Annotated in this window: 25 protein-coding genes, 1 tRNA gene and 2 pseudogenes; 5 read left to right on the forward strand and 23 right to left on the reverse strand. The window is 58.7% G+C overall.

The window, feature by feature from the left end:
• Positions 1–114: 114 nt before the first annotated feature.
• From AC0IW7_RS20935 to AC0IW7_RS21000, 14 genes are all read right to left on the reverse strand, one after another.
• Complete coding sequence (locus AC0IW7_RS20935; protein WP_471820578.1) at positions 115–1,206, reverse strand: DUF4238 domain-containing protein; 1,092 nt, start codon at positions 1,204–1,206, stop codon at positions 115–117.
• 150 nt (positions 1,207–1,356) lie between these two features.
• On the reverse strand, positions 1,357–1,809 hold the full coding sequence (locus tag AC0IW7_RS20940) for a phage virion morphogenesis protein (RefSeq protein WP_471820580.1): 453 nt from the start codon (positions 1,807–1,809) through the stop codon (positions 1,357–1,359).
• Entirely contained in the window at positions 1,806–2,216 is a 411-nt protein-coding gene (locus AC0IW7_RS20945; RefSeq protein WP_463541996.1) for a phage tail protein, read from the reverse strand. Before AC0IW7_RS20945 ends, AC0IW7_RS20940 begins: the two co-directional genes overlap by 4 nt.
• Positions 2,213–2,443, reverse strand: coding sequence for an Rz1-like lysis system protein LysC (lysC, locus tag AC0IW7_RS20950; protein WP_463541997.1), 231 nt, complete (start codon positions 2,441–2,443; stop codon positions 2,213–2,215). Before lysC ends, AC0IW7_RS20945 begins: the two co-directional genes overlap by 4 nt.
• On the reverse strand, positions 2,331–2,762 hold the full coding sequence (gene lysB, locus AC0IW7_RS20955) for an Rz-like lysis system protein LysB (protein WP_463541998.1): 432 nt from the start codon (positions 2,760–2,762) through the stop codon (positions 2,331–2,333). Before lysB ends, lysC begins: the two co-directional genes overlap by 113 nt.
• A gap of 8 nt (positions 2,763–2,770) precedes the next feature.
• Positions 2,771–2,965 carry a hypothetical protein gene (locus AC0IW7_RS20960; protein ID WP_471820583.1) on the reverse strand — a complete coding sequence of 65 codons (195 nt, stop codon included), beginning with the start codon at positions 2,963–2,965 and terminating at the stop codon, positions 2,771–2,773.
• On the reverse strand, positions 2,962–3,804 hold the full coding sequence (locus AC0IW7_RS20965) for an N-acetylmuramidase domain-containing protein (RefSeq protein ID WP_471820585.1): 843 nt from the start codon (positions 3,802–3,804) through the stop codon (positions 2,962–2,964). Before AC0IW7_RS20965 ends, AC0IW7_RS20960 begins: the two co-directional genes overlap by 4 nt.
• Positions 3,801–4,124, reverse strand: a complete 324-nt coding sequence (locus AC0IW7_RS20970) for a phage holin, lambda family (RefSeq protein ID WP_463560655.1) — start codon at positions 4,122–4,124, stop codon at positions 3,801–3,803. Before AC0IW7_RS20970 ends, AC0IW7_RS20965 begins: the two co-directional genes overlap by 4 nt.
• Complete coding sequence (locus AC0IW7_RS20975; protein WP_471820587.1) at positions 4,108–4,611, reverse strand: hypothetical protein; 504 nt, start codon at positions 4,609–4,611, stop codon at positions 4,108–4,110. Before AC0IW7_RS20975 ends, AC0IW7_RS20970 begins: the two co-directional genes overlap by 17 nt.
• A complete protein-coding gene (locus AC0IW7_RS20980; protein ID WP_463560653.1) occupies positions 4,602–4,811 on the reverse strand; it encodes a tail protein X in 210 nt (69 codons plus the stop codon). The genes AC0IW7_RS20975 and AC0IW7_RS20980 overlap by 10 nt, the downstream gene beginning before the upstream one ends.
• Positions 4,811–5,275: a head completion/stabilization protein gene (locus AC0IW7_RS20985; RefSeq protein ID WP_463542002.1), complete on the reverse strand. Its 465-nt coding sequence runs from the start codon at positions 5,273–5,275 to the stop codon at positions 4,811–4,813. Before AC0IW7_RS20985 ends, AC0IW7_RS20980 begins: the two co-directional genes overlap by 1 nt.
• A gap of 106 nt (positions 5,276–5,381) precedes the next feature.
• Positions 5,382–6,092: a phage terminase small subunit gene (gpM, locus tag AC0IW7_RS20990; protein WP_471820590.1), complete on the reverse strand. Its 711-nt coding sequence runs from the start codon at positions 6,090–6,092 to the stop codon at positions 5,382–5,384.
• 3 nt (positions 6,093–6,095) lie between these two features.
• Positions 6,096–7,103 carry a phage major capsid protein, P2 family gene (locus tag AC0IW7_RS20995; protein ID WP_471820592.1) on the reverse strand — a complete coding sequence of 336 codons (1,008 nt, stop codon included), beginning with the start codon at positions 7,101–7,103 and terminating at the stop codon, positions 6,096–6,098.
• 37 nt (positions 7,104–7,140) lie between these two features.
• Positions 7,141–7,983, reverse strand: coding sequence for a GPO family capsid scaffolding protein (locus AC0IW7_RS21000; protein WP_471820594.1), 843 nt, complete (start codon positions 7,981–7,983; stop codon positions 7,141–7,143).
• A 153-nt stretch (positions 7,984–8,136) separates the two neighbouring features.
• Between AC0IW7_RS21000 and AC0IW7_RS21005 the strand changes: the two genes are divergently transcribed.
• Together AC0IW7_RS21005 and AC0IW7_RS21010 are read left to right on the forward strand one after the other, a co-directional pair.
• Positions 8,137–9,897: a terminase ATPase subunit family protein gene (locus tag AC0IW7_RS21005; protein ID WP_471820596.1), complete on the forward strand. Its 1,761-nt coding sequence runs from the start codon at positions 8,137–8,139 to the stop codon at positions 9,895–9,897.
• Positions 9,894–10,952, forward strand: a complete 1,059-nt coding sequence (locus AC0IW7_RS21010) for a phage portal protein (protein WP_471820598.1) — start codon at positions 9,894–9,896, stop codon at positions 10,950–10,952. The genes AC0IW7_RS21005 and AC0IW7_RS21010 overlap by 4 nt, the downstream gene beginning before the upstream one ends.
• A gap of 54 nt (positions 10,953–11,006) precedes the next feature.
• On the opposite strand, the gene AC0IW7_RS21015 is transcribed toward AC0IW7_RS21010, so the two are convergent.
• From AC0IW7_RS21015 to AC0IW7_RS21050, 8 genes are all read right to left on the reverse strand, one after another.
• Positions 11,007–11,708 carry a DUF4145 domain-containing protein gene (locus AC0IW7_RS21015; protein ID WP_471820600.1) on the reverse strand — a complete coding sequence of 234 codons (702 nt, stop codon included), beginning with the start codon at positions 11,706–11,708 and terminating at the stop codon, positions 11,007–11,009.
• Between the two features lie 212 nt (positions 11,709–11,920).
• The gene (locus AC0IW7_RS21020; RefSeq protein WP_471820601.1) at positions 11,921–12,712 is read right to left on the reverse strand and encodes a BRO-N domain-containing protein; all 792 of its coding nucleotides are present in this window, start codon (positions 12,710–12,712) and stop codon (positions 11,921–11,923) included.
• Positions 12,713–13,459: 747 nt separating this feature from the next.
• Positions 13,460–13,535: transfer RNA gene (locus tag AC0IW7_RS21025), tRNA-Thr, on the reverse strand.
• Positions 13,536–13,831: 296 nt separating this feature from the next.
• Complete coding sequence (locus AC0IW7_RS21030) at positions 13,832–15,046, reverse strand: methyltransferase (protein ID WP_471820603.1); 1,215 nt, start codon at positions 15,044–15,046, stop codon at positions 13,832–13,834.
• A 56-nt stretch (positions 15,047–15,102) separates the two neighbouring features.
• Positions 15,103–15,792 (reverse strand): ABC transporter permease, encoded by a 690-nt coding sequence (locus tag AC0IW7_RS21035; RefSeq protein WP_471820604.1) that lies wholly within the window; start codon positions 15,790–15,792, stop codon positions 15,103–15,105.
• Positions 15,792–16,484 carry an ABC transporter permease gene (locus AC0IW7_RS21040; RefSeq protein ID WP_471820606.1) on the reverse strand — a complete coding sequence of 231 codons (693 nt, stop codon included), beginning with the start codon at positions 16,482–16,484 and terminating at the stop codon, positions 15,792–15,794. Before AC0IW7_RS21040 ends, AC0IW7_RS21035 begins: the two co-directional genes overlap by 1 nt.
• 177 nt (positions 16,485–16,661) lie before the next feature.
• Positions 16,662–17,414, reverse strand: a complete 753-nt coding sequence (locus tag AC0IW7_RS21045; protein WP_463536209.1) for an ABC transporter substrate-binding protein — start codon at positions 17,412–17,414, stop codon at positions 16,662–16,664.
• A 16-nt stretch (positions 17,415–17,430) separates the two neighbouring features.
• A complete protein-coding gene (locus AC0IW7_RS21050) occupies positions 17,431–18,204 on the reverse strand; it encodes an ABC transporter ATP-binding protein (protein WP_122493474.1) in 774 nt (257 codons plus the stop codon).
• 312 nt (positions 18,205–18,516) lie between these two features.
• Here AC0IW7_RS21050 and AC0IW7_RS21055 point away from each other — a divergent pair, with 312 nt between their 5' ends.
• The 3 genes and pseudogenes from AC0IW7_RS21055 to AC0IW7_RS21065 all read left to right on the forward strand — a co-directional run.
• A complete protein-coding gene (locus AC0IW7_RS21055; protein WP_471820608.1) occupies positions 18,517–19,386 on the forward strand; it encodes a helix-turn-helix transcriptional regulator in 870 nt (289 codons plus the stop codon).
• 463 nt (positions 19,387–19,849) lie between these two features.
• Positions 19,850–20,554 (forward strand): annotated as a pseudogene (locus AC0IW7_RS21060) (PAS domain-containing protein); the annotation flags it as partial.
• 105 nt (positions 20,555–20,659) lie between these two features.
• Positions 20,660–21,121: pseudogene (locus AC0IW7_RS21065) on the forward strand (methyl-accepting chemotaxis protein); the annotation flags it as partial.
• 267 nt (positions 21,122–21,388) lie between these two features.
• On the opposite strand, the gene ppa reads toward AC0IW7_RS21065, so the two are convergent.
• Positions 21,389–21,916: an inorganic diphosphatase gene (ppa, locus tag AC0IW7_RS21070; protein WP_122453923.1), complete on the reverse strand. Its 528-nt coding sequence runs from the start codon at positions 21,914–21,916 to the stop codon at positions 21,389–21,391.
• Between the last annotated feature and the right edge of the window lie 19 nt (positions 21,917–21,935).

Consider the following 21,935-nt stretch of genomic DNA (forward strand, 5'->3'; position numbering starts at 1 on the left):
TGTTGGGGCTCACGCGCGCGGGGCGCATTCAGTCGACACTGTAGCGGGGCGCGTTACACCCCTATTTCCGGAAGGTCTACCGACGCTTTTTTGCTTTCGAGCAGAGAATCCTTTTTAGAAAGCCAATTCTTTTCGAAACGCCGGCGGTGAATTCTCTTCAGTAAATGCTTTGCGGATATACCCTACGCCTGTGCCGTTCGTATACACACAGGCCTTGTGCCGCCAGAGCAGGAATGACGGCCATTCCGACGGAACGGGGTGCGCTGTCTCTTGATGAACCATAACGTCCTCATGGGCCTTAGACTCCTCCATGGTCACGACTCGGTAGAATTTGTTCCGTCCTTCCGTCCGATCATAAGCAGCGTATGTAGTCAGATGGCGACGATCGATCCTTAATTTGCATACTTCTTTATAATCGGCCGATATTTTTGCGAAATCAGCTTGGTCTTTTATGAAGAGATTCGCTCGGCAGTTCAACATTTGATGTTGGTTTATCGCCCTTGCATCTTGTGTCTTTTTAATAGATATCCAGCCATTTTTATGCGGAATGCTATATATATCGCCATCGTAAGCCATAAAACAGATTGTCGGGCTCAGCGGCAGTAGAGCGATAAGGCCTGATCTATTTAGCCCGAAGGACTTTCCAGTCTTTCTAGGATTATTTAGAGCCCAACGGTTGGTGAGAATTGCTGGGTCGTCAGATGTGATAAATGGTAACTCTGAATTGTTACGAATAAAGCAAGCCTTCAAATCACCCACGATGTATGCGCTCGCAGCAAATGTTCCCATCGCCATTTGCACAGCATCCTTTATTTCCAGCCGATAAGAACTGCTCTTTACCGCTAGGTCTTTGAAAAGGTCATCAGACATTTCAACTGCGCGTTTAGACGCCGCTTCGGTGCGCAGGTATTGGAAAAGCCAAAAAAGTCGTAATGTTTCAACTGTATCTACGGTGATTTCCTGCGGCGTTGAAATTATCGTTCTAAGACTTTTCGCATATTCGCCCTCTAGCATTTGAATAGCATCTTCTAATTGTTGATTTTTTCCGTAGAAGTAATCTCGAGAGCATTGATTTTTAACGGGGGCCGTCTCGATAAAACGGTCTCTGTCGATGTTGTAGAGATTGATGGCGAGATTTTCTGCATTGACTGTGAATTGACGCAGGTAGCATCTGGGGACGAAGTGCTGGTTTTTATTGTTGGCCATAGATTTCTATTCATTCGCTTTACGCAATCTCACGAGCTGCGCGAACTAGCGCTTTGGTCACGGGAGGGGCGCGAGTTAGTAGTGAAGTTAAAGTTCAACTAGCGTTCGTGGTCCAACCACGTTGCCTTGAAGCAAGGCAATCGGCAAGCCCTAGCCCACGAGATGTTTTAGAAGACATTCCCGAATCATTTCGATATCCGCCTCGGAAAAGCCCAGCAGCTCACGGCACTCATATTGCACGTCGGCTTGGCCTCGCGCGGGGCGGTCGCGTAGTCCGAACTGGTGAACGCGTGCAATGCGGGACACCCGGCCGGCAAAGCCGAGGGTAATGCCAGCGGCGCTGCTGCGCAGCTTCAGGTGCTTGGCTTGGCGCAGCTTGCTGAACATCTGCCGCTTGATCCGACCGACCTTGCCTCGCAGTTTGCGGGGCTTGCGGGTGGCGTATGGAGTGCCGTCCGGGTTTCGCTGAGCTGCGATGCGCTGCTGTTGGTTGCGGCGCAGTTTGCGGCCCAGCTCTGAGCTGAGTTTCCGTTGTTCACCAGGTGAAAGCTTGGCAAGTAACAGGCCTGCCCATTCTTCCAGCGCTTGCAGGTTATCGCTCACAGATCGAAGTCCGGCTCGTCGGGGTGGTTGATGTCGAGTGTGTCGTCGGCGTTGCGCTTGACGATCACCCGCTCGGTGAGCGGCAGGCTCAGGGCCATATCAACTTTGCCTCCGTCCAGGACGTCAGCCTCGAAGCCGATGGCATCTTTGCCGCGCTCCAGGTTCGTCAGTAGCTCCGGCTGTTGACGACGCAGCCAGGCGAGCAGCGGCACAAAAACGCTGTCCGGGTGCCCTGCAAAGTCGGTGAGGATTACCTGCAAGGTGTAGCCGTATTCAAACGACAGACCGGTCGCGGCGGTACAGCGAACCGTACCGCTGTCGATGAAGATCAATAGGCGGTCGGGGTTGTGTTTGAGCTCGGCAAGCGACGCCAGCAAGTGTTCGCGCAGGCTGTTGGGTTTGTTCATTGGGCCGCCGCCTTCTGTTGCTCCTGGTAGACCATATCGACCTTGGCGGCGCAGCTGGCCCAGTCCGCCTCCGTGGCGTCCTGGTCGTCAAGAAGCTCGCCGTTTTTGTCGGGCTTAGTTGCGCTCAATGTGCACGGCGTTACGACCGGACAACCACTTACGATAATTTGCCGCTCCGGTGATGGCGGGGCGCTCGCGCAGGCGCCGAGCAGCAGCAGGCAACTCAACGTCAGCCCATTCGCGTAGTTCAGTGTTCTCACGTTTCAGCTCCTTGATTTGTTGCTTGCGCACGTCCAGCTCGCGGCGCAGATCCTGGCCGGCCAGTTGCAGGCCAACCTGCGCATCTCGCTCATCGCTGAGAGAATCGCGCAGGCTGGTGATGGTGTTGGCATCTCGCTCAATGCGCTCTTCCGCTTCGCGCTGCTGCTGGGCAGCGAGGGCGGCTGCGGCTTCTTCATTGGCCGTCCGCAGGTGCTGGGTCCAGAGCAATAGCGCGAGAGCAGCCAGTAGCGCACCGCCATACAGCGCCTGACGTAGCGGGCTCATTTGCGGTGTCAGCCGGCGGCATTCATGGACGCCTCGTCCAGCGAATGGACGTCCCCTAGCACCACGGTCAGTCGGACACCTGGTCGCGAACTGATGAGCTCCTTGGCGAAGGCCTCGAACGTGGCTTGGTCGGTATCGGCGGGCACGCATACAACGTCCCCATCTCGAAGCTCCAAGCGCCGCGCTTTACCGGCGACGCTCATGCCGCCACCTGGCCGCAGCCACATTTGGCGTGGCGTTCGTAGGCGCGCTCCAGCTTCACGTCGTAAAGGTTTCGGGCGTAGCCAGCGCCGTTATAGCCCTTGGCGAAGGCCTGCCACTTTTTCGCCTTCAACGCCTTGTGCAGAACTGGGTCCGCTTCGATGAACCGAACGAAGGCCTCGAACTGCTGGTTTTCGTCCTTGCTCATCAGCAAAACGAATTCGTCGACGCTGGGGTAGCCAAGGCGCTCGGCGTGGTAGCCCATGATCTGGAAGGCGCCCCAACTGGCCGACTCGTTTGCGCAGCGCGCATCGATCATTCGGGCCTGTGCCAGGCGTTGGTGTTCGCCAACACCGCCGACATAACCGCCGGGCTTGGTGTTCACGACGGAGGGAAACTGCGCGGCGAGCTCTGCGGCGTGTCTTTCTAATGCGGCTCGGTCGTCGTCTGCGGAACGGGCTAGCGCCAGGCGCTCAAACATGACGTGCCGCTCGAACAGGATTTTCGGTTTCCCGTTCGCGAGGAACCCTTCGCCGAGGCTTTCGACTTCGTTCACGGCATAGATAACAGCCAGCTCGACGCCAAGACGTTCCGCGCCTTTCACTAACGCCGCATTCGCCAGCAGGTTGCGACAGTCAGCCCCGGAAAGCGCGGCCAGCGTCTTGGATCCCGCAGCACCGTCGACGACCAGGCCAGCCTTTCGCTGGAAGGCGCGGACGGCTTGTTCAGTGGTGTCGCCGAAATCGCCGTCGGCCAGCAGCTTGGCGCCGGCGGCGTTTAGTTGCTCTTGGAGGCGGCGAACCCCCATACCTTGAGAACCGTGGCGGAGTGCTTCGCTCATAGCTGTTCAACCTTCTTTTCCAAAGCGTGTTTTGCAGCCGCGCGGCTGGTCTCGACACCCAGCAACCCGACCACGCACGCGAAGAAAGTGCCCGCGCTCGCGGGGGCACCGATGAATTCGGCGCCGTAGTGCACGCCCACGCCGAGCAGGCCGCAGAGAGGGGCCTCCATAGCGATCTGGCGCACGCGGCCACCGGTGTAAATTATTCGCCAAGCCGCCACCATCAAGGCGAGGCCGCCGGCGTACAGCGCCGGGAAGTTTTGCTCCAGCCAGGCGGCGAACCAGGCCCACGTTTCGGGACGGTCAGGCATTCGCTTCATTCCTTTCACCCTGCGCCAGCGCGTAGGTGGGCTGTTCAAGCGGCAACTGGTTGATGCGCCGCACCACCTCACTCAGCAGAACCGGGCTAAAGCGAGGGGCCGCGTCCGACAGGCCCAAGCCGGCCGCGCAGAACTCGCTGCAAAACATGCGGGTTTTGTTGTCGATGGCGAGCGGCAAGAATTGGGAAAGCACGATGCCGAGCCAGTCGTAGCCCTTGCCTTTGTGCTTGGCGAACAGTTGCTCAATGAGCGGAACGCTCGCCCAGGGCAGAGGGATCAGGTCCCAATGGTCCGGGTCAAAATCGACGTTCTTCGCGCGGACGCCACCGTCCATTGCGCTCGCCGAAAGCCAGCGGCCGTCGGGCATTACCAGCTCGCAATGGCTGTATTTGGAGCGGGTCCACAAACGGATCATCCAGTTGAAGAGTTTGCCGCGTGCCTTGTAGAGCGCGAGGAAGACGACGGCCGTGTCTTGATTCAATCCCATAGGTTCACCACTTGGCGTTGTTCAGGTTGGGGGGCGGCTTCCGGCAGAGTGACGGGGGTGCCGTGGGGAATGATTGGGCCGAAGTCGGCCAAGCCTGGATTGGCATCGAGCACTGCTTCGGTGACGCCAGCGGTGCGGCCGTAGTAGTGCCAGCAGAGGCTGTCTACGGTGTCGCCCTGCGAGGCGATCACGGTGGCCACTACAGCAGCTCCACGGTGGCGTGGCTGATGCCCAAAATAGTCCGCAGCGCCTTGCGTGCGTCGCGCCGTAACTGGTCCGGGCTGCTCACTTCCTCGGTGACTTTTTGCTCGCCGCTGTTGGTCGCGTCGAAGCTGTTGTAACGCTCGATCAGCTCGGCTAACGCGCCGGTGTAAATGACGCGGCGGTACAGATGAACCTGTTGGCTTTCGCCTTTGATCATTTCGCTGGGCACGGCCGCCAAGGTGGCGAAGCCTTCGGCCTGGCGCTTCGCGCGATAGCCAGCGAGCTCGCGGTTGGCCTCGATCATGGCGTTGACGGTGGCCACCTCAAGGCGTGCGTCAGTGACGCTTGAGTCGATACGCATCGCGGCGCGCAATTTCTGGCCATCGATCTCCGGCCAAAAGTCCGCATTGCTGATCGGGTAGGCGTCATTTGGGGTGCCGCCGGCTACGAATCCGCTCATGCCTATCACTCGTGAAAGTCGGCGGTGGTCGGGGCGTCACAGCGAGGCCAAGGAGTGAGGTCTGCTGATCAGCCCCGAGCCGCCGGGGTTGCGGGGGACCGCTCGGTTAGCTGGCAGGGCCAGCGTGTTTTTTGAGAAGGCGCTCGACGTTGGCCAGGTCGGTTTTGCCACCGCAGGCGTCGTGCAGCTCGATGGCGCGCGTGAGTGCAACTTTCGCTGCGTTCAAACGCTCCACGGCCGGGCCGTCAATCTGCTCGGCGTTAACGGACTTGAGGGCGGTTTTGCCAATGGCCAGAAACAACTTGGCGCGCGCCTGATCAGGCATGTCGTGCTCGGCGGTCAATACGCGAGCGCGCTCCAGAATCACCGGATCGAAGCTGCCGCCGTCGGGCTTGAGCGCTTTGAGCGCGGCTTCCGCCACTTCCTCCGCCACCACGCAGCCGGTGGAGCGGTTAAAGCGATCCGGCATTTTCAGGCCGTGCTGCAGAACGTAGGCAGCGACGTCCAGACCGCCAGCGAAGTCGCCTGCGTCAAAGCGCCAAAGCATGGTGGTGACGACTACGTCGTCCTGTGCGCCCTTGCCTGCTGACAGCACCCCCTCAATGTATGGCGCGTACTGCGGCAACAGTTCGACCTTGAGCGCCGCTTTGGCTTCGGTGGATTGAAGATTGCTGAGGCGCAGTTGGTCCTGGTGAAGCTGGGCCATTTGCACTTCATAACCTGTGGCGCCCACCATCAGGGCGGCCGGTGCGGTCATAGCTGCCTCCATGGCAGCGCGTTTGCGCTGCTGGTTGGCTTGGGCAAGGGTCAGTCCCATGGCTTACGCGACCTCGATGTTTTCGACCAGGGCAGCGAGGCCGAAGTCCTCGACCACATAGGCGTCGTTGGACGACTGGTAGTCCGCAATGCGGTCGTATTCGGGCTCGTCTTTCAAGTGACGGCGGCGGCCGCTTTCCTGCCAGTAGATCGACAGGTTGGCGAGGGTAGTGACCAACACCGTGTTGTCCGGGAAGAACGGCGCGTCGACGATGGGCAACCCGCCAACGCGTGCACGGGCGGTAATTTCCTGCGCAGCGTTCTCTTCCTGGTTGGAGGCAGCACCTTTCTCTACCGCCGTCAGCAGCTTGTCGTGCATCAGGTTGCGAGAGATGAGCACTACCAAGTCCGGCCGGCTGCGGTGCCACGGATCCAGCATTTGCACCGCGTCGAAGACGAGGCCGTCGAGGTTTTTGTAGTCGCCATTGGCGCCGATGCTGACCTTGCCAGCAGTTACGCCGGAGTCGAGTACGCGGTCCGGCGCCTTGATGCGGATTTTCTCCAACCAGCCAATGTTGACGTCTTGGCCGAGCGGGTTGGTGGCGCGGTTGGTGTTGGCTGCGGCGGTGGTGCCGTTGAAGCCAACCATGATGCGGTCCAAGGCTTGGCGCAGGGCGATGGCTTTCGACAGCTTGACTTGGAAGTCGGGGAACTTCGCCCACGCATCGAGCAGCGCATAAGGGAACGACGTGTCGTAGTTGGTTTTTTTGCAGACGTATTCGTCTTTGGTCAGCGTGGAAACGTTGGACGGGTTGCGACGGCCGCCGGCGCTGGTATCGGTGCGGCTGGCAATTGGGCCGTTTACGCCCAGCAGCAACGCTTCGCCGCTTTGCTCGGTTACGCCGATGATGTTGATGCGGGTCAGGAAGCCGTCGGACTCCTGAATGGCCACTTCCAGATTTTGCTGAACGCTCGGTTCGACGTTGAATTTCTCCGCTGCGCTTGGCACGGAGTTGAGCAGAGCGATCTGCACGGCCAGAGCGTTAAACGCTAGGCGGGTTTCTTTACGCATGGGGTATTTCTCCGATTGGTGCGGACTTCGCGAGGTGTCAGTAGGTGGTCAGGGCCTGGCCGTTTCCACCGGAAACCCGGGGGCGTTGTTGCTGGCTGTGGTCCTCGGTATCGCCGAGACGCTTCACCAGGGCGGTCAGCTCGCCTTCCAGCGTGGTGACCTTGGTGAACAGCTCTTGGTGATCCTTCTGCTCTTTGGCGAAGGCTTCGCCTTGCTCCTTGGCATGGGTGGCAAGTGCCTCCACGGCCTGAGTGAGCTCGGAGAACTGGGCTTCATCCTTGACGTTTTTTTCCTTGTTTTTGCCGAGGGCATCCATCACCCGGTTGAACAGGCCGAGGGCCTTGTTCTCGGGCTCGGTGACTTCCTCGAATTCGAGTACCGACTCTTCAGCGGCGCTGAACAGGTTGTCTTTGTCCTGTTTGCGATTCGCCAAGGTCCCGTGCTGAGCGCTGAACTGGAGCGCTTCGGTGCCGAGACTGGCTGGGGTGTCGGTTACCGCCAGGCCAACCAGGTATGCCTTGCCGGTGTCGGCAAACTTGGGGTTGATTTCGACGGAGGTGTAGACCTTCTGGTTTTGCTTGTTCAGGGCCAGCAAGGCTTCGTTCGGCTCCAACTGAGCGAACAGCGCCAGCTTCTTGGTGCCGTTGATCTCGACCTCTTCGGCCTTACAGGCAAGCACGTCGCCATAGGCGCCGAATTCGCCACCCGGCAGCGACCATTTGATGTGTTCACAGTTGATGCGGGCGCCGTAGGTGTTGGGGCTGTATTGGGCGGCCATCTGCTCAATCCAGGAGCGCTCAATGTTGCGGCCGTCGGTGGTGGCGCCTTCTACGGCAACACGAAACCACTTGGAGCGGAATTTCTTGGCGGGGGTGGTCATGCGGGCAGTCCTCAATGCGGTGGCGGCAGTGCCGTTGCGTTGAGGGCATGGTCGGCAGCGCGGCGGGGCGCGGCAACGCGCTGAGGATGTAGCGGGGCGCGCTACAGGGCTTGGCGATAGGGGCTCGCGCGTGCGAGCGGCAGCATCGGCGCCATGAATTCCATCGTCGATCTACCCACCGATCCCCGCCGCCACGCCAAGCACCTGTATTGGCAGGGCTTTCGCGTGTGCGAAATCGCCGAGCTGACCGGCGAAAAGGAAAAGACTCTCCATAGCTGGAAAGCCCGGGACGACTGGGACCGCGCGACGCCTTTGGAGCGCATTCAGGCGGCAACAGAGGCCCGGCTTGTTCAACTGATTCTCAAGGATCCGAAGAGCGGCGCGGACTACAAAGAGATCGACCTGCTGGGCCGTCAGTTGGAGCGGCAAGCCCGCATACAGCGCTTCCAGGATGGTGGCACGGAAACCGAGCTCAACCCCGAACTGGATAAGCGCAACGCTGGGCCAAAGCGTAAGCCGAAGCGAAACGAGTTCACAGAGGAACAGATCGAGAAACTGCTTGAGGCGTTTCTTGATGAGAGTTTTGGGTATCAAAAAGACTGGTATCGAGCGGGTGAACAGCGCACCCGGGTGATCCTCAAAAGCCGGCAAATCGGTGCGACGTTTTACTTTGCACGCGAGGCGCTGCTCGATGCGCTGACCACCGGCCGCAACCAGATTTTCCTGTCCGCGAGCAAGGCGCAGGCGCATATCTTTAAGGCCTATATCCAGGCCTTCGCGCGTGACGTTGCAGGCGTTGATGTATCCGGCGACCCGATCATTTTGGGGAATGGCGCCGAGCTGCATTTCCTCGGCACAAACGCCCGCACCGCGCAGGGCTATCACGGCAATTTCTACTTCGACGAATTCTTCTGGACCTACAAGTTCCAGGAGCTGAACAAGGTCGCCAGCGGCATGGCGATGCAGAAGAAATACCGCCGGACCTATTTCTCTACGCCCAGCTCGATGGCGCACGAGGCCTACACCTTTTGGACGGGTGAGCGGTTCAACAAGGGCAAGCCGACGGCACAGCAGGTCAAGCTGGACGTGAGCCACAGCGCGTTGCAGCAAGGGCGGTTTTGCGAGGACAACATCTGGCGCCAGATCGTTACGATCCTCGACGCGGAGCAGCGTGGCTGCGATCTCTTCGACATCGACGAGTTGCGCCGCGAATACGATGCGGCGGCGTTCCAAAACCTGCTCATGTGCCAATTCGTCGACGACGGCGCGAGCATCTTTCCGCTGGCCCTGTTGCAGCCCTGCATGGTGGACAGCTGGACCGAATGGGCTGAAGACTTTCGCCCGTTCCATGCGCGGCCGTTTGGCGAGCGCCAAGTCTGGGTTGGCTACGATCCTGCGGAGAGCGGCGACTCGGCAGGATTGGTCGTCGTGGCGCCACCCCTCGTACCGGGCGGCAAATTTCGTGTCCTGGAGCGCCACCAGTTCCGTGGCATGGACTTTAACAGTCAGTCCGAAACCATCCGGCAGGTCACACGCCGCTACAACGTCACCTATATCGGTATCGACACCACGGGCTTAGGCAGCGCCGTGGCCCAGCTCGTCCGCCAGTTCTTCCCCTCGCTGAAGACGTTCACCTACAACCCCGAGGTTAAGACCCGTTTGGTGATGAAAGCTTGGGACGTGGTGAACAAAGGGCGGCTTGAGTTCGACGCTGGTTGGACCGACGTGGCGCAGTCCCTCATGGCCATTCGCAAAACCATCACCCCGGGCGGGCGCCAGTTCACCTACACCGCCGGCCGCAACGACAACACCGGCCACGCCGATCTGGCGTGGGCGCTTTTCCACGCCCTGCACAACGAGCCGCTAGAAGGCCAGACCAAGGCCAACACCGGCATCATGGAGATTTTCACATGAGCAAAAACCGCAAAAGCCACCAGGTGGCAACCATGCCGCCAGCGGGTGAAGTGGAAGGCGAGCTCCTGGTTCAAAAGGGCGGCGGTGAGTCGGTCGCTTTCAGTTTTGGCGACCCGGCGCCGGTGCTCGATGGGCGGGACATTCTCGACTACCTGGAATGCTGGGCAAACGGCCGCTGGTACGAGCCACCCGTCTCGATGGAAGGGCTGGCCAAGTCCTCGAAGGCGAGCGTGTATTTGCAGTCGGGCCTCATCTTCAAGCGAAACGCGCTAGCCCGCACTTTCATTCCCCATCGTCTGCTAAGCCGCCAAGCGTTCGAGCAGATCGCGATGGACCTCGGCTGGTCCGGCAACCTGTACCTGGAGAAGCGCGACAACATGCTCCGGCAAGCCATCGGCTTGCAGCCTTGCCTGGCCAAGTACGTGCGCCGTGGTGTAGATCTGGAGACGTATTACCAGGTGCGTGGCTGGCGCGACGAGCATGAATTCAAGCGCGGCAGCATCTGCCACCTGCGCGTTGCGGACATCAACCAGGAGATCTACGGCCTACCCGAATGGCTGCCGGCTTTGCAAAGCGCGCTACTCAACGAGGCGTCGACGCTCTTTCGCCGCAAGTATTACCAGAACGGCAGCCATGCCGGTTTCATCCTGTATATGACCGACCCTGCCGGCAACGAAGACTTCGTGTCCGATCTGCGCACCGCAATGCGCAACAGCAAGGGTCCGGGCAACTTCCGCAACCTGTTCATGTATGCCCCGGGCGGGAAGAAAGACGGCCTGCAACTGATCCCCATCAGCGAAGTGGCCGCTAAGGACGACTTCGGCACCATCAAGAACATCAGCCGCGACGACCAATTGGCAATGTTGCGCATTCCGCCGCAGCTCATGGGCGTGGTGCCGCAGAACGCTGGCGGGTTCGGATCGATTCGAGATGCTGCTGAGGTATGGGCAGTCAACGAGCTGGAGCCTGAGCAGGCGCGCTTGCAACAAATCAACGAATGGTTGGGTGAGGAGGTAGTGCGGTTTGCCGCTTATGAAATACCCACACCACCTTAGGTCGTTGCATAGAGCTGCTTCTGCGAAGCAGCTTCTTAGAGCATCAGCTATTCACTATGGCGCGTCACCTTGCGCTTTGCGTAACGCATCCTTTTCTGCGCCTAAAGCCTTTATTTTTGCCATTTGCAGTTGTCGGTTATGGCGATGGACGTACCACTCGTTTATGAGTGTCTCTATCAACTCGACTAGCAGCTCCGCTTCTGAGGGATCGACGTCGACAATGACATCGATGTCCTTTTCCATATGTGCACCGATGTTTCCTACCCTGCGTAGAGAATCGATAGCATCCCAAGTCTCGGGATCAGTTTTATCTTTAATCCCGTCTATTTCTGCATAGAGTGTTTTGGCTGACACGTTCCAGAAATCTCGGATCATTCCTTGGAGACAACGTCGCGCGAGGGTGGCTGAGGCTTTGGGCGAAAGGTCGACTATCAGGCATGCTTCTTCATAATCTTGCCGAATTTGGGTAGGCACGTATTCTGGAAATGACCGAGCGTTGCTAGCAGGACACAGGCGCCATTGCTGAATTTTATCGCCTAGATGCCGTTGTCCCCCCGCGACGAACGTCTTCATCAGCGACACTTTGATAGCAAATTCCAGACAATCTGGGTTTGGGCAAACCACTATCTCGCCGAAGATAGAAAGCCAGCCATATTTATTGCGCTTGTCGAAATCCTTCCGGAAAGTATCGAAGTTTGATTCGGTTACCACCGCTGCGTGGTCGCAGTAGGGGCACTTCCAATTGAACCTATCCATATCACGTCCCTATGTGAGAAAGGAGACGAATATACCCCCGGTGCGCGTGGCAATCTCCCGTCAAACTCGCCTGAAGGTGTTTTTCTGTGTTCATCGATCTTCAGCGCAAGCCGGACGTGAGGCTTTTGGAACGTGGCTCGGTGCTCAACTTCAAAGGGCCTGTCAATTAAACAGACCCTCTCCTTCCGATTGGTGGAAGGCTTTCTCTCTATCTACGTTCGTTCAAAAACCCAACAACGAACGGTCCTGCCTGTTAATCGACTATTGATCGGATGATTCTTATATAGGCAGCGTGGTGCTTCGCTCTGCCAAAGTCCCTGACGAAGCGCGCTGTCTAGGCGCAACGGGTTGCCGTGCTCTGACAGCAGCCGGGCTAGCTCCGGGAGGTTGACCGCCAGCAGTCCGCCAACATGGGCGTGGTTGTAATTGACGCCCTCTCTGTCCAAAAAGGATAACGCCAGCCAAAACGGGGACACGACATCAAGTGCTTGGGGCGCTGCGCGTCCCAAGTTTTCTATTTCCGGTACCGGAAGACCCAGCGCAACAGAAACCTCGGCCAGTTGCTGGTGTATCAACTGACGAAGCTCCCTGTCGCGGGTGAGGTATAAATTCTTGGCCAGTGATAACCGCAGGCGGTGGTTGGCGATGCGCAAAGCCGCTGGAGTCTGGCTGCTCATATGGTATCGACCGGTTTTGCGGAGGGTTGGCAGTACCTCATCACAAACCCATGACTCGAAGCTTTTGGCCTCCTGCTTTCGACTTTTGATGATCAACCGATAGAGGTTCCCTTCGTTGATGAATATCAGCTCGCGTCGCTGACCACCTGAGCTGATATCTCGTTTCGATATACCAGCCTCTCGGCAATGTTTGATCACCGCTTGTGGCGCGTTCTGGTAGCCAAGCACGGCGCAAACGTCAGTCGCGCAGAACCATAGCTCACCGTCATCGCCGCAAAGCACACGCATTGGCAGGCTCTCAAAATCAAACGATACCGGCAGGGTCATGCCTGTCTCCTTGCAGGTCTGGTCCATGGCTTGTCTGTCTGAATAGTTTGCCCGGCTGCGGCTGTAGCAGGCAACGCAACCCGGCGTGCGTCGCTCCTAGAACCAGTCCGTTTGCGGCCCTTGGCGCGCGCTCGTCCCCCCGCCACGCCCCCGGGCTAAATGGGGCGTTTTTTCTGCACCCCTGCGGAGCCGTCAGCGCAGCCCCGGCGTTAGGCTTGTGGAAGACTCAGGAGGGCTCGAAACCCTGCGAAACCCTGCGCGGAGGCGGTTTTTGAGCATCGTCGGAATGCACAGCGGAAACGGGGGATGGGGGCATTTTTCAAAAAGAGTAATTTCGGTGATCTTCAGTCAGACCACCCCTGGAAGCCGCGCCGTTCGGGGCTTCGCTGGTTACAAAAAGGAGTAATAAATAGGTAATAGGAAAAGTAATTTTCTGCAAGTAGCTGATTTATAAGGCTTTTTTCGTAGCCAAATATCACCCTATAAAAGAGTAATCAGATTACTTGTATGTTACTTAAAAATTACCTTTTTGGCCGATCACAAAAGCCAATGGAATCAACGGCTTGCGTCGTTTTCAGGGGAGAGGTTACTAAAATTACTCTTTTTGAATACCCCCCCACTACCTGAGAACGTCAGATCGCATACGGGGCGTGTGCGCAGAAGCGCGAAGGGAAATGCTTGTTACGCGGCTTGTTACGTATGACCGCATGGCTTGCGAATAAATCGGGCTGCAAGCCTTGGGAAATATGGTGCCGGCACCAGGAATCGAACCCGGGACCTACTGATTACAAGTCAGTTGCTCTACCAGCTGAGCTATACCGGCATTTCAGGGCCGCCATTATATCCATTAGAAGCGGCGAGTAAAGGCCTGATCTACGGTGATTTTTTGCTTGGATTTGAACGTGTCGGCATAGGCTTATGCACAATTGCGATGAGAGGCAGCGCAAGCCAGCCCATTTAATGTGAGTACTTGACAAGCGCTGCTAACTTACTGGTTTTGTTGATTTTTTAAGTCTGATTAAAAAATAATCACGTTTTGCGAGCCCTAGTAGCACCGGGCTTTGCCGAGGTTGCCCAGAAACTATCAACAAAGTTATCCACAGATTGTGTGGGCAACTTTTAGCGTTCTGCCAGAAGCATCAGGTTGCGTGGGCTGACATGGCCTACGCAGAACTGTCCGAGCTGAACCCTGTACCCGCGTTCTTGCAAAAACAGGGCGCGGTCTAGCAATAGCCAGATCTCGAGCGGGCGCCGAAACAGGCCGCGTACCAGTTCCAGATTGCGCACTTCGGCCAGTCGCGCCCAGCCTTTGTGTTCCAGCACTTTCCAGTCGCGCTGGGCGGGGGCGGGCAGTGCTTTTAGTTGGGCAAGATCGCGGCAGTAGTCGGCGAAGTCTTTGTGTAGCCAGCTCGGTGGCAGCGAGGGCGTTGGCAGGTAGTCGTCCACGGCGCGCAGTTCGCGTTGCAGCAGGTCGAAGGCCAGGCGACGGGCCATGGAGGTGTCGCGTTGGCGGCGAACCCGCGCGCCTGCGGTGACGGTTTCGCTCAGTGGCAGGCCAAGGTCGTCGATGGAGAGTTGCAGTGCAGAGGTCTTGCCCGCTGTGGATAACGCCTGGTAGTGCGTGGCCGCGATGCGGTTGTAGCAGCACGGGGCGACGGCCAATTGCCGGCAGCCGACTTCGCTCGCCAGGCGCAGCAGGCGCACGTGCAGGTCGCCGCAAGCGTGCAGAGCAACCGGCGTCTGATCTGGGTGAACGTGCTGATTGGCGGTGTCGGCGAGCACGTCTTGTTCGATGTGCCGTCCGGTTATGCCCCGGCGATGTGCCAGTTGCGCACCGGTAGCGACCAGCGTGGCGTCGTGCTCCAGGCAGGTGAGGGGCTGCCCGTCGCGGGCTAGCAAATGGCCGAGGTGTCCTTTGCCGGCGCACCAGTCCAGCCAGTGCTGGGGTGGTTCAGCAAAATTCACGCAACTGGCGAAGGCCTGAATCTGCTCCCATTTGCGGCCCGGAATGTCGACTGAGAAATGGGCCAACGGTGCGGCTCGGTTCGCGGTTGGCAATGCCCCGACGTTGGCCAATGCAGCGGACTGCGCGGCCAACTCACCGAACGGTGCGGGCGCTTGCACGCGCTCCGGGTGGTTGTGCGCCGCCTCGGCATCCGCCAGTGAGCGCGCGCGCAGCCAGGCGGCCAGTTCGGTGTGCTCGGCTTCCCATGGCAATTGCCGGTGGGTAAAAGGGCGCGGCCGCCAGAGGTGTTGATGGCGCAGCAGAAAGTCGTCCAGCGCTTGAAAGCGCGGCAGCAAGGCAGAACCCGTGAGTACGGCGGAGTCGGTCATGGCGAACAGTTTGAGGATTGCCCATGGCCGACGTGGCGCATGGGCGGGCGCCTATTCTAGCGGCCTTGCGTGGCGTCGACGCGCAGCCAGAGTTCCAGCAGTTTGAAACCTTTCACCAGCACGAAGGCGATGGCGAGGTAGAAGAGGCCGGCGGCGAAGAAAATCTCTACCGGCAAGTAGGTGCGGGCGATGATCGTGCGCGCCATGCCGGTGAGTTCCAGCAGGGTGATGGTGCTCGCCAGGGCGCTGGCTTTGAGCATCAGGATCACTTCGTTGCTGTAGGCCGGCAAGCCGATACGCGCGGCGCGGGGAAGAATGATGTGCAGCATGGCCTGCGCCCGCGACATGCCCAGCGCGCGCGCCGCTTCCACTTCGCCCGGCGGCACGGCTTGAATGGCGCCGCGCAGAATTTCCGCGATGTAGGCGGCGGTATGCAGGGTCATGGTGAGCACCGCGCACCAGTACGGATCGCGCAAATACGGCCACAACGGGCCGTGGCGCACCACGTCGAATTGCGCGGCGCCGTAATACACCAGGAACAACTGCACCAGCAGTGGCGTGCCGCGAAAGAAGAAAATGTAACCGTACGGCAAGGCGCGCACGTACCAGTGGCGCGAGGCGCGAGCGATGCCCATGGGCAGCGCCAGAATCAGGCCGGCGATCACGGCGAACGCGACCAACTCCAGGGTCAATATCGCACCGTCGAACAGGCGCGGCAGGTACTTGATGATTACGTTCCAGTCCATCACGCGCTCCGAACGAAGCCGCGGCTGGCGCGTCTTTCGATGAAATACAGGGCGGTCATGGCGACCACCGTCAGGCCGAGGTAGATGAATGCCGCCACCAGAAAGAAGGTGAACGGTTCTTTGCTGGACGTGACCGCAATCTGCGAACGGCGCATCAGCTCTTCCAGGCCGATGACCGACACCAGCGCGGTGTCTTTCATCAAAATCATGAAGAGGTTGCCCAGACCCGGCAGGGCGATGCGCCACATTTGCGGAAGAATGATGCGCCAGAACGTGCGGCCTTTGGACAAGCCCAATGCCTGGCCGGCCTCACGGTGACCACGCGGGATCGCCAGAATGGCGCCGCGGAAAACCTCTGTCGCATACGAGCCGAAGCACAAGCCCAAGGCGATGGTGCCGGCGGCGAAGGCGCTCAGCTCCAGGCTTTCCATGCCAATGGCTTCGCCAATGCTGCGCATTAAATTGACCGTGCCGAAATAAATCAGCAGCACCCACAGCAGCTCGGGAATGCCGCGCACCAGGGTCGAATACGTGCCGCCGAGCCATTGCAAAGGCTTGTGCGGGGATGTTTTGGCCAGCGCGCCCAGCAGGCCGAGCACCAGACCCAAACACAGCGCGCTTAGCGCCAGTTTGATGGTCATCAGTGTCCCAGCGAGCAGCGCGGGGCCGAATCCATGAAGATCAAAGATCATCGTTTTTTACTGCTTTGAAGAGGCGAAGGAGCCCAACATTCGAGGGCTTCTGGACTAGAGCCAGGCAAGGCGAAATCGCGCCGGGCAGCGCAGCGTACCTAAGCACTTCAACTACTTTGGTACGTGAGCAGGCACGGCGCGGTTTCAACGCAGCATGGCCGACGGCCAGGAGGCCGCTTAGTAAATGCTAAAGGGGAAGTATTTGTCGTTGATCTTTTTATACGTACCGTCTGCGATGATCTCCTTCAGCGCAGCATTCAACTTCTCGCGCAGCGGATCTTTTTTGCGGACGGCGATGGCGATTTTGTCGTTGTCGAACACCGGGTCGCCTTTGAATTCGAAGCCTTTGCCGGTTTCGCTTTTCAGCCATTCCCAGTTCACGAATTTGTCAGCGAGCACGCCATCCACACGGCCGGAGGCCAGGTCGAGGTAGGCGTTTTCCTGGGTGTCGTAGAGCTTGATGTCGACGACGTCAGCCATGTTGTCTTCCAGCCAGGTGCCGGCGATGGTCGCGCGCTGGGCGCCGATCACTTTTCCTTTGAGGCTGGCTTTGTCGGTTTTGAACGGTTTGTCTTTGGCAGCAATGAATTGCAGTTTGTTGGTGTAGTACGCGTCGGTGAAATCGACGGCGTTTTTACGCTCTTCGGTGATCGACATGGAGGCGGCGAGGAAGTCGAACTTCTTGGCGTTCAGGGCGGGGATGATGCCGTCCCAATCAGACGTGACCACTTCGCACTCGGCCTTCATTTTTGCGCACAAGGCTTGGGCAATTTCTACGTCGAAACCGCCGACCTGGCCGCTCGCGTCGATCAGGTTGAACGGTGGGTAGGCGCCTTCGGTGCCGATTTTCAGTTTGTCAGCGGCGACGGCACCAGTGCCGAACGCCAGGGTAGCGGCCGCGGCCAGCAGTATCTTTTTGTAGTTCTGCATGGGTTGTTGCTCCGTGTTAGCGATTGCTGGACATGAATTGCTTGCAGCGCGCCGAGTTCGGGTTGCTGAACACCTGCTCGGGCGATCCTTGTTCTTCCACCAGGCCCTGGTGCAGAAACACCACTTCACTGGACACCTGGCGGGCGAAATTCATTTCGTGGGTGACCAGCAGCATGGTCCGACCTTCTTCGGCGAGCGCGCGAATAACGTTAAGCACTTCCTGGACCATTTCCGGGTCGAGTGCCGAGGTGGGCTCGTCGAACAGAATCACTTTGGGTTGCATCGCCAATGTGCGGGCGATGGCGGCGCGCTGCTGTTGGCCGCCCGACAGCTGCGCGGGGTACACGTGGCGTTTGTCGCCGATGCCCACTTTGGCCAGCAACGCTTCGGCCCTTTCGGTGGCTTCGGCTTTGCTCAAGCCCAGTACGCGACGTGGCGCCTCGATGATGTTGTCGAGCACCGTCATGTGCGGCCACAGGTTGAAGTTCTGGAACACAAAGCCAATTTCGCTGCGCAGGCGGTTGATCTGCTTGTTGTCCGCCGCGACCAGTTCGCCGTGCTTGCCTGCTTTGAGCTTGAGCGCTTCGCCGGCCACTAGAATTTCGCCCTTGTGTGGGTTTTCCAGCAGGTTGATGCAGCGCAGAAAAGTGGATTTGCCAGAACCGGAAGAGCCGAGGATCGAGATCACGTCGCCGTCACGGGCGGTAAGCGAGATGCCCTTGAGCACCTCGAGGTCGCCGTAGCGTTTGTGCAGGTTACGGATTTCGAGCGCGGGCGTTGCCTCGGCCATGGGGTGTCCTCTTGTTCTTAGGGTGCGCTGAATGCGGCGACTTTCCTGGCGAGGCTGCAACCTAGCATAGCGTCGGAAGAGCAGCCAAGACCGCCCAAGTGGCTATTTGGCTGCCTGCCGAAATGGTGTCGCATCGGCGCAAGTGGCTGGCGCGAGGATGCAAAACGAGGCGGTATTTCGTAAGAGGCTGTGGGAAATAGGTGGTGAATTCCAAGGTTTGGCTTCGCTTTTCTTCACTCAAGCGCACATGTGTAGTCATTTAAGACATATCCATGTTAATTACCCAGCGTCGCTCAACGCTGTGAGGCCGCTATGAAACGCAAGCAATCGATCGAGCAGGTCCGTTGGGACCTGGCCCTGCGTTATCGCCTGATCGAAACCGTGGCGTGGTGGGAGGGGCGGCTGACCACAGGGCATCTGATGCAAAGCTTTGGCATCAGCCGGCAGCAGGCCTCGAAAGATATCAACAGTTACCTCAGCGAATACGCGCCGAATAACCTCGACTACGACAAGCACCTGAAGGGCTATGTGCCCAGCGCAACGTTCAAGCCACTGTTTATTGATGACAGTGCCAGCGCGTACTTGCACCTGCTCAACCAAAACCACGAACGCGCGCCTCACATCGAGGGCTTGGCATTGGCCTATGCGCATACCGAAGTGCTGATGGTGCCAGATCGTTCTGTGCGCCCACAGGTGCTGCGCCCGCTGTTGCGCGCCTGCCGCGAGGGGCTGCGTTTGGAGTGTGAATACGTGTCGCTGGCCAATCCGCTCGCCGAGACGCGCCTGATCGCGCCGCACACCTTGGTCTACACCGGAATGCGCTGGCACGTGCGCGCCTATTGCGAGAAGAACCGCGACTACCGCGATTTTGTATTGAGCCGCCTGCGCGGCGTGCCTGATGTGCTGGATGAGTCCGAACACGGCATTGAGTCCGACGCCGGCTGGGCGGCGCAGGTCGACGTGATTATCGAGCCGGACTCACGCCTGAGCGCCGAGCAGAAAGCGATCATCGAAATCGACTACGGCATGCACGAGGGCCAGCTTCGGGTCGCCAGCCGTGGCGCGCTGGTGCAGTACGTGCTGCAGCGCTACCAACTCGACGCGACCAAGGTGCAAAGCAAAGCCAGCGCCCAGCAGATTGTCGTGGCCAATATCGATGCTTTGCAGCCTTGGCTCTACTAACGCGCCCACTTACTCAGCCGGGCCGTAGGCCAAATGCGCCGTCAGCCAAAAGAAGGCGGCAACGGCGAGCAGAATGTGCGCGTTATTCAGAGCTGCGTTGATAAACCACATGATCAAACCTCCAACGAAACGGTGTGGCTGAACCCTAAGCCGCCAACGTTCACGGGTCGATCTGTCCACTTTTCGTGCGTAATCTTTTCGCACAGGTGTATTTCCCTCCCTTCGCTGCGCCAGCTGCGTGTCTGCCGAGCGTCGTGTGCCGCTCGTCTACCCCAATCAAAATACTTGTACGAGGGCATTCGGTTTGTACAAGTATTTTGATAATGTCGCGCTGATGTCAGTCGGCCACCCATTTCCCTACACCGCCGCCCGACTCCATGAATGAGGTCATGCAATGTTTTCCAAGAATTTGAAGCTTGAGCTGACAGCCAGGACGGCTGAAGTGGAGGGATTCAAAGGATTGATGGCTGCGCTGGAGCGCTCGATGGCGGTTGTAGAATTTGATTTGGAAGGCCGGGTTATCCGCGCCAATCAGAATTTTTTGAACGTGATGGGTTACCGCGCCGACCAAGTGGCGGGCAAAGCGCATCGCGAGTTCTGCACGCCTGCCCATGTCGGCAGCAAGCAATACAGTGATTTCTGGACGGCGCTGCGGGCAGGTGAATTTGTTTCCGGCACCTTTCAGCGCCTGGATAGCAAAGGCCAGGACGTGTGGCTGGAAGCCAGCTACAACCCCGTGCTGGATGCCAATGGTCGCGTGCTGAAGGTGGTGAAGTACGCCATGGACGTCACCGAGAAACTCATTCGCGAGCGCGATGCCCGCGCCAAGCTGGTGGCGATTGACCGGGCCATGGCGATTGTGGAGTTCGATCTGCAGGGCAACATTCTCACGGCCAACGAAAACTTCGTGCACACCATGGGCTATGGCCTCGGCGAGATTGTCGGCAAGCCGCACAAAATGTTTTGCGAAGCGGTGCTGGTCAACAGCGCGGAATATGCCGACCTGTGGCGCGGGCTGAATCGCGGCGAAATTCGCGGTGGGCAGTTCAAACGATTGGCCAAACATGGCCGGGTTGTGTGGTTGGAAGCGACCTACAACCCGGTGTACGACGCCGAGGGCAAGCTGTGCAAAATCGTCAAGTTCGCCAGCGACATTACCGAGCGTGTCGAAAAACAACAGAACGACGCCCGCAGTGCCTCGCGTGCTTATCACATCTCCGCTGAAACCGAGAAAACCGCCGAACACGGCACGCAAGTGATTCAGGAAACCGCTCGGGAAATGCGTCAGATCGCCGAAAACATCGGCGCTTCGGCCAAGCTCATCACGCAACTGGGCGCGCGGTCCGAGCAGATCACCGCCATCGTTAACACCATCCGCGGCATCGCCGACCAAACCAACCTGCTCGCGCTCAACGCCGCTATTGAAGCGGCACGGGCGGGCGATCAGGGCCGAGGCTTTGCCGTGGTGGCCGATGAGGTGCGGCAACTGGCCGGGCGCACCAGCGGCTCTACTGCAGAGATCGCCGAACTGATCGGGCAGATTCTCAAAGAAACCCGCGAGGCCGTGACCAGCATGAACCTCACTCAGGAAGTGGCAAACCACGGCGTCACCCTCGCCGACCAGGCAGGCGCCGTGATCGTGCAAATTCGCGATGGCGCCAGTGGGGCGGTGGAAGCGGTGAGTATGTTTGCGGCGACGCAGGAAAATGCGGAACGAGTGGGGGCGTTTGCTTAGAGGAGCATCGCGGCTGAAGCCGCTCCCACGGAGAAAACGGCAATTTAGCTTCTAAAAAATTGCCGCCGCAACACATCTCCAGATCGAGCGAGCTAGGTGTGGCAATCCTAGTCAGGCCGAGCAAAAAAGGCTTTTGAAGCGCAGTGGGCTGGTGCCCATGAGCATTCAAAAGCCTTTTTTAACGCAGCCAGACCGACGCGCAGCCGATCGCTTCAAAAACGCATAAAAAAGCCGGCTTGTGGCCGGCTTTTTGGTGGAAGCTTTGGCTTATTTTTGGTAAGCCGCAACCGCCTTCAAAATCTCGGCACGGGCCGCTTCCGCGTTGCCCCAGCCTTCAACCTTGACCCATTTGCCTTTCTCGAGATCTTTGTAGTTCTCGAAGAAGTGCTTGATTTGCTCAAGCAGCAGCGGAGGAAGGTCGGTGTATTCCTTGATGTCGACGTACAGCTGCGACAGCTTGTCGTGCGGTACAGCGATCAGTTTGGCGTCGCCGCCGGCTTCGTCGGTCATGTGCAGAACGCCGACTGGGCGCGCGCGAATCACTGCGCCTGGGGAAACTGGGTATGGAGTGACTACCAATACGTCGAGGGGGTCGCCGTCATCCGCCAGGGTGTTGGGGATGTAGCCGTAGTTGGCTGGGTAGAACATCGGGGTGGCCATGAAACGGTCGACGAACAGGCAGTCGCTGTCTTTGTCGATTTCGTATTTGATCGGCGCGTGGTTGGCCGGAATCTCGATGGCGACGTAGATGTCGTTCGGCAGGTCTTTGCCGGCCGGGATCTTGCTGTAGCTCATGGGTTCGCTTCCCTAGGTT

It is taken from the genome of Pseudomonas sp. AC229 (assembly GCF_979254655.1).